The sequence below is a fragment of the Streptomyces sp. NPDC002573 genome, assembly GCF_042889625.1.
Classification (GTDB): Bacteria; Actinomycetota; Actinomycetes; order Streptomycetales; family Streptomycetaceae; genus Streptomyces; species Streptomyces gibsoniae.
Window position 1 is genome coordinate 1 of sequence record NZ_JBIARC010000148.1, and the last position, 9,706, is coordinate 9,706.

10 protein-coding genes and 2 pseudogenes are annotated in these 9,706 nt (G+C 70.2%); 7 read left to right on the top strand and 5 right to left on the bottom strand.

Going from position 1 to position 9,706, the window contains the following annotated elements:
• Together ACFYX0_RS45490 and ACFYX0_RS45495 are read right to left on the bottom strand one after the other, a co-directional pair.
• Positions 1–290: DDE-type integrase/transposase/recombinase (locus ACFYX0_RS45490; protein ID WP_388981092.1), on the bottom strand; the 290-nt coding region annotated here is incomplete at its 3' end.
• Positions 291–441: 151 nt separating this feature from the next.
• Positions 442–600, bottom strand: a complete 159-nt coding sequence (locus ACFYX0_RS45495) for a hypothetical protein (protein WP_388981095.1) — start codon at positions 598–600, stop codon at positions 442–444.
• Positions 601–974: 374 nt separating this feature from the next.
• On the opposite strand from ACFYX0_RS45495, the gene ACFYX0_RS45500 reads away from it, so the two are divergent.
• The 4 genes from ACFYX0_RS45500 (at position 975) to ACFYX0_RS45515 (ending at position 3,582) form a co-directional block, all read left to right on the top strand.
• Positions 975–1,100, top strand: a complete 126-nt coding sequence (locus tag ACFYX0_RS45500) for a hypothetical protein (protein ID WP_388981098.1) — start codon at positions 975–977, stop codon at positions 1,098–1,100.
• A 49-nt stretch (positions 1,101–1,149) separates the two neighbouring features.
• Positions 1,150–1,827 carry an SDR family NAD(P)-dependent oxidoreductase gene (locus ACFYX0_RS45505; protein ID WP_388981101.1) on the top strand — a complete coding sequence of 226 codons (678 nt, stop codon included), beginning with the start codon at positions 1,150–1,152 and terminating at the stop codon, positions 1,825–1,827.
• 664 nt (positions 1,828–2,491) lie between these two features.
• A complete protein-coding gene (locus ACFYX0_RS45510; protein WP_388981103.1) occupies positions 2,492–3,088 on the top strand; it encodes a TetR/AcrR family transcriptional regulator in 597 nt (198 codons plus the stop codon).
• A gap of 122 nt (positions 3,089–3,210) precedes the next feature.
• Positions 3,211–3,582 (top strand): alpha/beta fold hydrolase, encoded by a 372-nt coding sequence (locus ACFYX0_RS45515; RefSeq protein WP_388981106.1) that lies wholly within the window; start codon positions 3,211–3,213, stop codon positions 3,580–3,582.
• A gap of 90 nt (positions 3,583–3,672) precedes the next feature.
• Here the strand turns inward: ACFYX0_RS45515 and ACFYX0_RS45520 are convergent, their stop codons facing one another.
• From ACFYX0_RS45520 to ACFYX0_RS45530, 3 genes are all read right to left on the bottom strand, one after another.
• On the bottom strand, positions 3,673–4,941 hold the full coding sequence (locus tag ACFYX0_RS45520; RefSeq protein ID WP_388981109.1) for an MFS transporter: 1,269 nt from the start codon (positions 4,939–4,941) through the stop codon (positions 3,673–3,675).
• Between the two features lie 96 nt (positions 4,942–5,037).
• Entirely contained in the window at positions 5,038–6,609 is a 1,572-nt protein-coding gene (locus ACFYX0_RS45525) for an aldehyde dehydrogenase (NADP(+)) (RefSeq protein ID WP_388981112.1), read from the bottom strand.
• Positions 6,606–7,235, bottom strand: a complete 630-nt coding sequence (locus tag ACFYX0_RS45530) for an isochorismatase family cysteine hydrolase (protein WP_388981115.1) — start codon at positions 7,233–7,235, stop codon at positions 6,606–6,608. Before ACFYX0_RS45530 ends, ACFYX0_RS45525 begins: the two co-directional genes overlap by 4 nt.
• Positions 7,236–7,649: 414 nt before the next feature.
• Between ACFYX0_RS45530 and ACFYX0_RS45535 the strand changes: the two genes are divergently transcribed.
• From ACFYX0_RS45535 to ACFYX0_RS45545, 3 genes and pseudogenes are all read left to right on the top strand, one after another.
• Positions 7,650–8,786: an alpha/beta fold hydrolase gene (locus ACFYX0_RS45535; protein WP_388981118.1), complete on the top strand. Its 1,137-nt coding sequence runs from the start codon at positions 7,650–7,652 to the stop codon at positions 8,784–8,786.
• A 137-nt stretch (positions 8,787–8,923) separates the two neighbouring features.
• A pseudogene (locus ACFYX0_RS45540) lies at positions 8,924–9,325 on the top strand (helix-turn-helix domain-containing protein); the annotation flags it as partial.
• A pseudogene (locus tag ACFYX0_RS45545) lies at positions 9,299–9,706 on the top strand (IS30 family transposase); the annotation flags it as partial. The pseudogenes ACFYX0_RS45540 and ACFYX0_RS45545, both read left to right, overlap by 27 nt.

A 9,706-nucleotide genomic window follows, 5' to 3' on the forward strand; every position in this document is an offset into this window, starting at 1 on the left:
TCGCCGACCGAGCCGATGGACGCGGCTATGCCGGCGGCGTCCAGATGCTCGGCGAGCGTGAACGACGTGTACTGCGACCCGGCATCCGAGTGATGGATCAACTCGCCAGGCTGAATGGGTTGTTGGTCGCGGTCGCGTTGCCAGATCGCCATCTCCAGGGCGTCCAGGACGAAGACAGTCTCCTTGACGGTGGCCGCCGACCAGCCGACGATCCGGCGGGAGAAGGTGTCGACGACGAACGCGACGTAGACGGTCGCCGACCAGGTCTTCACGTGGGTGAAGTCCGCCACCCAGCAGCGGTTGGGGGGCGGCGGCGACGAAGTCGCGGTCGAGACGGTCGGGAGCTCGCTCGATACGCTGAGTGACGCGGTCGATCCAGTGCGAGGAGGCTGTTTCGGTATGTGCCGAGGAGCCACGGATGGACGCCTCGGACGAACTCCTTCACAAGGCTGACCCTGCGGCTCTTTTTGCGCTGGGCGGATCCACGGTGAGCTCGAAGAGCGCATCCATGCGGGCGTAGAGGCACTCGTGGAACTCGACCCGAAAGCGGGACAACAGGCCCAACGCCATATTTCCGGGCACATCGACGGGCAGACTCATGGGGACGTCCTCACCAGCACCGCGCGCCTGTGCTCCGACTGCGCCGGACGCACCCTCCAGCCCGTCGCCGACCCCCATTGCCCGGTCTGTTCCCAGGCCGTCGCGCCCGGCAGGCAGTGCGGCAACCGGCTGTGCGCGCTCCCAAAGGCGCAGCGGGGGTTCTCCCGCGTGGATGCGGTGGCCGTGCGCTCTGGAGCCTTGCACGACAAGATCCACAAGCTGAAGTGCGAGGGGAAGAGCGGCTGGGCAATGATCTTCGGCCGGCTCCTCGTCGGCTGGATGGAAAGCCACCCCGAGCAGATGCGGGGCGTCGACCACGTCGTTGGCAACCCCGCCCACGCCGGCCGCCGGCCATTCAGCACATCGAGGCGATCATGGACGCCGCCTACACCGAGGACTTCGCCTCCTACCGAGTCGGCCCTCGGCGCTCCTTCGCCGCGCCCCTACTGGAATCGTCCGGTGCGGTGATGGAACTTCTGGCTGTGAGCGATGTGGAGTAGTGCAACCAGCCGGTAGTCGTCAGCGGTGGGGGGCGGTATCGGACGGGCTGTGGCCGAGCGGTTCGCCCGGCAGGGTGGCAGGGCCACCGTTCCGGGGCGGCGGGCCGGGGTCCTGTGCGATGCGGCCCGTGAGATCCAGGGCCTTCACCCCGTGCAGGTCGTCCCGGTCGGTCTGTCCGTACCGCAGGACATCGAGCGGGTACTGGACGGCCTTCCGGAACACGTCGATGTGCTGGTGAACAACGCGGGCGGGCGCGGTGGCTCCATGCGGGAGGAGGGTCTCAAAGGGGTCGCCGAGCAGTGGCGGCGGGTCTTCGACGGCAATGTCCTGCCAGTCGTTCTGCTCACCGAGGCGATGCTGCCGCGCCTGGCCCAGCCCGGTGGCCGGGTCGTCACCATTGGTTCGGTCTCCGCTCTCCGGGAAAACGGGGTCTACGGAGCGGCCAAGGCGGCTCCGATGACGTGGAATCACACGCCAGCACGGCAGTTGGCACCGCAGGGTGCGACAGCCGATGTCGTGCTGCCCGGCTTCGTCACGGGCACCGAGTTCTTCGGCGCGCCGACCGACGAGAAGGAGCTCACCAGGCTTCGGTTCCAGACTCTGGTCGGCAGGGTGGGGGAGCCGCAGGACATCGCGGGAGCCGTCGGCTTCCTCGCCTCTGCTGAGGCCGGCTACATCACGGGCCAGTTCCTCAACAGCAACGGCGGTGCTGTGCTGAGACGTTGAGCAAAAGCAGCGCCAAGGCCAGCGCCATCTTCCCGGGCCGCACTCGACCGAGAGGGGCAACGCCCACTCCTCGCCGCATGAGTGGAGGTGGCCCTCGTTGAGCGACGAACTGCGAACGCTGTGGGCCACCGGCCGACGGCATCGGCGGCGCAGTAGCCGACGAGCCGCTGGGCGGCCTGCGTCCAGCCGGCCACCGTTCCCTCCGCGTCGAGCAGGGCTATCGCCGCACCCGCTGTCCGGAAGGCCGTCTGGGCCGCCGCGAATATTGCTCTCGTAGGGCTGTCCGTCGATCGTCCTCTCCGTCTTTGCTGTGCTGAGGTCTGCCAGGGGCTCCGGTTTCCCTGCGCTGAGGTCTGCCAGGGGCACGGCCGTCGCGTGCGCCGCACACCGGCCGTGGTGGTGTCGCAGTCGTCGAGTACTGCGACCTTTTCTGTTGTTTGCTGGTGCGCCGGTACCCCGGCAGCGGCGTCGTGAGCAGGGATCCGGTGGGCACCGACGAGGGCTCCCCCCGATCTACGTGGTGTAAAACATCCAGATTCAGGAAGTATTCCGTCATCTCGAAAAGCAAGAATGAGCAGTTCAGAGCCTATTTTCGCCTTGGGTGTATGATGAATTTCATCTAGCTTCTGGGCGGCGGCGGCCGCTCCTCGGAGGGAGGCCCGGCATGGGACACTCACAGGCGGAGAAGGCGGCGTCCCGTGAGCGGGTGCTGCGGATGGCGGCCCGCAAGATCCGCGCGGAGGGCGTCAGCCGCCCCGGCATCGCCGAACTGATGAAAGAGGCGGGTCTGACGCACGGCGGCTTCTACAAGCACTTCTCCTCGCGCGAGGACCTGATCAGCCAGGCCGTGACCGAGGCCCTGGCCGAGGGCACCGCGAAGATGGAGAGGGCTGCCCGCAAGAACGAGAAGGAACCGCGCACCGGTCTCATCGACGCCTACCTGGGCAAACGGCACCGCGACGCACCGGCCACCGGCTGCGCCCTGGTCACGCTCGGCGCTGCGGCCGGACGCGGGGACGAGGGGTTCAAGGAGGCCTACGAGAAGCAGGTCCGCTCCTATCTGGACCTGATCGCCGGTCTCGGTGAGGACTCCGAGGAGGCCCGGTCCGAGGCCATGCTCACCCTCAGCGCCTTGGTCGGCGCCACCCTCATGTCCCGGGCGGTTGCCGACTCCGGCCTCTCGGACGAACTCCTCACCACCGTCGCCGACCAGCTCAAGCGGCAGGCGGCACCGGCCCCTGCCCCTGTCCCTGCCGCCTGATCTCACCCGGCGCGGCTGCCCGGCCGCGCCTGTCGGCCGCGGCGCTCACGGGAGCCCTGGGCTCTGCCGCGGCCGAAAGGTGCGCCCTGCCTCTTTCGTCGGCCGAGCATGCCTGTTCCCCCGTGTCGAAGTTGGCCGGCCGGTGGTCCGTCGCCGGATCCTGGCCTCGGCGTTCCGGTCATCGGCCGGCACCGCGAACCCTCCCTCTCCTACCGCGCCCCGGACACCACGACCGCGCGAACGCCGCACGCCACAAGGCCGGCCTGCTGACCCTTCCCGTCCTGGCGATCGGCGGAGAGGAGAGCATCAAGGACGGCGCCGGGGTCACGCTGAGCCGCGCCGCGCACGACGTGCAGAGCGTCGTCATCGCGAACTGCGGCCACCGGGTCGCCGAGGAGGGGCCCGAGGAGATACTCGCTACGCTGACCACCTTCCTGGCCCCGTACCACGACCGGCACCGCGGCGCACAGGCCCGCTCCGCCGCGTGGTTTTAGCATGTGAGCGGCACGGACACCTGCGCACGGTGGGGCCGAGCGGCTGGTTCCCGGTCCGCTGGGCCCCACCCGTTGCGCGTGCTCGTGCACCTACCGGCGTTCGCAGGCGGCCAGCGCGGGGCGCGCGGGGTTCCCCTCCGGCTCGGCGGAAGGCACCGTCGGCGTGCGGCGCTTGGCATGGGCGTGGCCCGTCAGGAGCAGAGCCCCGACGGCGAGGTAGGTCATTCCGATGTAGACCATCGCCGTCCAGCCATGGGCCTCGAACACGGAGATGCCGACGGCCGAACCGATCGCCCCGCCGGCGAACAGGAAGAAGATGTAGACCGTGTTCAGGCGGGCGCGGATGGCGGCGGGTCCGGTGAACACACGGGTCTGGTTGGCTATCTGGGCGCTCGTGGTGCCGTAGCCCAGCAGATTGCAGCCGATCATGAGGGCCGCCAGGGACTCGCCGCCGAGCAGAAAGACCACGAAGGCGGTGCCTGCGCAGGCCAGCGCGATCGCGTTGACGGTGTCGGGGCCGTAACGGTCGCAGAGCCGGCCGGAGTAGCGGGCCGCCAGAGCGCCGGGCACGCTGCCGAGGCCGAACAGTCCTGCCGCGGCCGGTCCGAGCTGAAGGGGCTTGTCGGACAGGTGGAAGGCGAGCGTGGCCCAGAACGACGAGAAGGCCGCGAAGCTCGCCGAGCCCAGCAGAGCGGACAGCCGCAGCGTGGGATAGCGGACGACGAGCGGCGGGATGGAGGCGAGCAGCTTCAGGTAGCCGGTCGTTGTCGCACCGGCGGCCGGGCTGCGCTCGGGCATGTAGCGGGGCAGGACGAGCAGCAGGCAGCCTGTGGCCAGGGCGGCGGCGAGGTAGTCGACGCGCCACGTCCCGGTCACCTCCGACAGAGCCCCGGAGATGGTGCGGGAGAGCAGTGCCCCCAGCGTCAGTCCGGTGCCGACGGCGCCCAGGGCCCGGCCGGTCCGGCCCTGGGCGGACATCGAGGCGATGGTCGGCATGATGACCTGCGGGACCACCGTGGTGGTCGACAGGACGAAGGTCGCAAGGCCCAGCAGCGCGATCGAGGGCGCCAGCGCTCCGGCGAGCAGGGCCAGCGCGGTCACGGCGAGCAGGATCGTGGTCAGGCGGCGCAGCCGGACGCGGTCGGCGAGGGGGACGATCGCGACGATGCCCAGCGCGTAGCCGATCTGGCCGGCGGTCGCGATGATGCCGGCGGCCGAGGAGGAGATGCGCAGGTCTCGTGCGATCTGCTCGAGAAGCGGCTGGGTGAAGTAGATGTTGGCGACGGCAATCGCGGTGGCGGTGGAGAAGACGGGGATGGTGCCGCGCTTCACGCCCGGGACGGTGGACTGTGCACTCACAGCGGCTTCCTACGGGGGCGGAGAGTGGGGAAGAGGGGGGAAGGGAGCAGGGGCCCAGGTGTGACGTGGGGCCCCTGCGCGACGAGGACCCGGGGCTCAGTCGCGGGTGAGTTCGCCGTCGACGAGGCGCCACAGGTGCAGTGGATTGGCCTCGCGCAGTGACTCGGGCAGCAGTTCGTCGGGGAAGTTCTGGTACGTGACCGGGCGCAGGAACCGCTCGATCGCGGTCATTCCGACGGAGGTGAAGCGGGAGTCCGACGTGGCCGGGAACGGGCCCGTGTGGACGGACGCGTAGGAAACCTCCTGCGGCATCGAGAAGTTGTTGATCACGATGCGGCCGGTGCGACGCTCCAGGATCGGCAGGAGTTCTGCGGCGGTGGCGCGGTCGCTCGCCTCGGCGTGGACGCCGGCCGACAGCTGGCCCCTGAAGGCGCGTGCCGCCTCACGGAGTTGGTCCGGTCCGGTCAGCCGTACCAGCAGGATGAAGGGGCCGAACACCTCTTCACGCATGGCCGGTTCGGCCAGCAGTTGCTCGCCGGTCGCCTCGTACACCAGGGACTGGGCCTCCCATGCGGCGGTCGGAGCCGCTCCGGCGCCGATCCGGGTGGCGCCGCTGTCCTGCATCCGCCGCACGTTGCCCGTGTAGGCGTCGTGGATGCCGGGCGTGAGCATGGTCCGTGCGGCGGTCTTCGCCACCTCGGCTCGTGCCGCGTTGCGCAGTTCGTCGAAGCCGGGCCCGTCGACGGCGAGGAGGACGGCCGGCTTCAGGCAGGCCTGTCCGACGTTGTACTGCGCGCGCTGCGCGAGGCCTGCGCCGATCTCCGCTCCGCGCGCCGCCAGCGCGCCGGGCAGGACGAAGACCGGGTTGACGCTGGTCATCTCGGTGAACACCGGGATGGGGTCGGGGCGCTGCTGGGCCCGTCGGTACAGGGCCATGCCGCCGCCCTCGGACCCGGTGAAGGTGACCGCCCGGACCTGGGGGTGGTCCACCAGCGTCTCGCCGATCCCGTCGCCCCGGATCAGCGAGAAGACGCCTTCGTGCAGTCCCGCTTCGGCGACGGCCTCCCGGATGGCGCGGCCCTCGATCTCGGAGGCGCCGGGGTGGGCGTTGTGCGCCTTGAGTACGACGGGGCAGCCGGCGGCCAGGGCCGAGACGGTGTCGCCGCCCGCGACCGAGTAGGAGACCGGGAAGTTGCTGGCGCCGAAGATCACCACGGGTCCCAGGGCCACCTTCTGCAGCCGGTGATCCATGCGCGGTGCGGGCTGCCGGTGCGGCTGGGCGGGATCGATGGCCGCCTGGAGGAACCGGCCCTGACGTACGACGCCGGCGAACGTGCGGAAGGTGGCGGCCGAGCGCAGGATCTCTCCCTCGAGCTGGGCGGCGGGCAGTCCCGTCTCCAGCGACGTGCGTTCGGCCAGTTCGTCCTTGACCGCCTCGAGCTTGTCCGCGACGAGATCGAGGAACGCGGCGCGCTCGGCCAGTTCGGTGTGGCTGTAGCTGTCGAACGCCTCGTCGGCCAGGCGCAGGGCGCGGTCGACCTCGGCCGCGCCCCCGAACGCGAACGCCGGCTCGATGACCTCGCCGGTGGCGGGGTCGAGTGCCTTCATCGTGCCCGCGGTGGCGGCCACATCGGCCGCTCCGATCAGCAGTTCTCCGGTCAGTGTCATGACTGCGCTCCCTTGAACGCGGTGGTGACTTCGTCCGTCGTGACGATGGCGTGGGCGAAGGTGGGGCCGTTCAGTTCGTGAGCGGCGTGCATCATGTCGGGGCGGAGGGCCGCGGTGGCGTCACGGACCAGCGTCACGTGGTAGCCGAGCTCCTGGGCGAAACGCGCGGTGGCCTCGATGCAGGTGTTGGCGAGCAGGCCCACGATCACCACGTGGGTGATGCCGTGCTGCTTGAGCTGGAAGTCCAGGTCGGTGTTGGCGAACCCGCTCGACCCCCAGTGCTCGTGGACGACCACCTCGCCGGGCTGCGGCTGGAAGTCGTCGTGGAACGACCCGCCCCAGGAGCCCCTGGCGAAGTGGTGCATCTTCTGGATCTTGCGCTGCGAGGGGCTCGGGAAGTCCCAGTTGTCGTAGTCGCCCTCCTCCCAGCGACGGTGCGGCACGAACATCACGCGCACGTCGTTCTCACGGGCCGTGCCGACCACGGAGCGCAGGTGATCCAGCAGATCGACCTCGGTCGCCACGGGTTCCAGGTGCGGCCAGACCTTGCCGCCCTCGGAGAGGAAGTCGTTGAAGGGGTCGACCAGCAGAACCGCGGTGTGGCGGGGGTCGTAGGTCTCAGACATGGTTCCTCCCAAAACTAGATGATGAGCAACATCCAGATTCAGGATTACTCTCGACATCCTGGATGTCAAACAGGGGAGCCGGAAGAATCTCGGGTACGGGCCGGCGGCATCGCGTGACCGCCCAGTTGCTGCCTGCCGGCGCGGTCGTCCGCGCCGCGAAAGGGTGACGAAAGGGCTGCAGGAGATCCGCGGAAGACAGGGCCGTCCCGCCCCAGGCTCCGTTTGCGGGAGCCCGGGGCGCACCGCAGCCTGGGCTTGGACGTGCCCGGGTGCGCATCCGCCCTCCGGGCCTGTGGGCGCATCCCGTGCGGGCAGTCCTCGGGCCCATGCGCCGGGCGGGCGCGGCCTCGGACGAGGTGACCGGCCCCGACGCCTCACCGAGCCGGCGCCCGTCCGGTGCGAAAGGGAAGTCTGATGCCTCAGGATCCTGCGAACGACAACCCCACCGGCGGATTCGACGCCCGGATGCCCCGCCGCGACGTGCTGCGCACGGCCGGCACCGGTGCGCTGGGCCTCGGCCTGGGAGGTCTCACGCCGCCCGGTGCCGCGACCCCGGGCGGCGGGTCCCCGAGCCCCCAAGACACGCCCGCCCCGACACCGGAAGGCCTCGGCACCGTCCATCAGGCACCCCATCTCCCGTCGGGGTTCACCGGGACGTTCACCAGCCGGTTCGTCCAGGCGGGCGGACTGCGCCAGCACGTGGTCGTCGGGGGGAACGGGCCGCCACTGCTCCTGGTGCACGGCTGGCCCGAGACCTGGTACGCCTGGCGCCTGGTGATGCCGGCCCTGGCCAGGAACTTCACGGTCCTCGCCGTCGACCAGCGCGGTATCGGGCTGTCCGACAAGCCCGAGGACGGCTACGACACCCGTACCCTCGCAGGCGACCTGGTGGCGCTGATGGACGCGTTCGGCCACCAGCGGTTCGCCGTGGTCGGCCACGACACCGGCATGCCGATCGGCTACGCACTGGCCGCGGACCACCCCGACCGGGTCGAGCGCCTGGCCGTCGCCGAGGCCTTCCTCCCGGCCGTGACCCCCTCACCGCCCATGGTGGCCACCGCGCAGGTCAACGACCGGTTGTGGCACATCCCCTTCAACCGGCTCACGGAAGTGAACGAAGAACTCGTCAAGGGACGCGAAAACATCTACTTCGGCTGGCAGTTCGCCACGAAGGCCGCACGCAGGCTTCCCGACTACGCCGTCAGCTACTACGTCCGGATGCTCTCCTCCCAACGCAACGCGCTCCGCGGCAGCTTCGGCTGGTACCGCGCGCTCGACACCACCATCGCGCAGGACGAGCAACGCAGGAAGCACCTGCTGAGCATGCCCGTCCTAGCGATCGGCGGAGCGAAGAGCCTCGGCGAGAACGTGGGCAGCACGATGAAGCTCGTCGCACACGACGTCCAGCCCGAGGTCATCCCCGGCTCCGGCCACTGGGTCGCCGAGGAGGCTCCGGCACAGTTGCTGGCGGCGCTCACGGCGTTTCTGGCCCCGTACCGCACCCGAGGACGAGGGGTGCAGTCCCCGACCGCCACGCCGACGGGCAGGTGAAACACGGGTCGGCGGGCCGGACGCCGGATCGTCGACCTGCGGCCGTCCGAGGGCCTCGGGGGCCCCTCACCGTGGTGTTCCTGGAGGCCGAGGCGCCGCGGGTGGCCTGCCGCGAGCACGGGGTAACAGCCGCCGCTGTGCCCTGGGCCCGCCACGGCGCCGGGCACACCCATGCCTTCGACCAGCAGACCGCCTGGATGGCCGCCGAATGCTCCAAGACCGCGACGGCCCTGCTGATGCGTACCTCCTGGCGCACGGTCGGCAACATCGTCGAGCGGTTCGTCGCCGACCGCGACCGGCACACCGACCGGCTGAACGGGCTGCGACGCATCGGGATCGACGAGATCAGCCACCGCAAAGGGCAGAAGTACATGACTGTGGTCGTCTGTCACGACAGCGGGAAGGTGGTGTGGATGGCCGACGGCCACGGCAAGAGCGTGCTGCACGCATTCTTCGACGCCCTCGGCGCCGAACGCGCCGGGCGGCTGACCCATATCAGCGCCGACGGCGCGCTGTGGATCGCCGAGGTCCTGGCCGAGCGCGCCCCGGCCTCGCTGCGGCGACGCCTCGGCCGCGATCCATCGACGGTATCCCGGGAACTGCGGAGCAATGCCGCGACCCGTGGCGGCCGACTGGACTACCGGGCTTCGGTCGCACAGTGGAAGGCCGACCTCGTGGCCCGGCGCCCGAAGACAGCGAAGCTGGCCGCGAACGACCGGCTGCGGGACTACGTGCAGGAAAGGCTTTCCGGCCAGGTCAGCCGCTCGGACGGAACGGTACTGGGGCCCGAGGGCCCGCGGTGGAAGGGCAGGAACAAGCCGCACCGCGGCGACCGCCAATGGGTCATGGCGTGGAGTCCGGAGCAGATCGCGAACCGGCTGAAGGTCGACTTCCCCGATGATGAGTCCATGCGGATCAGC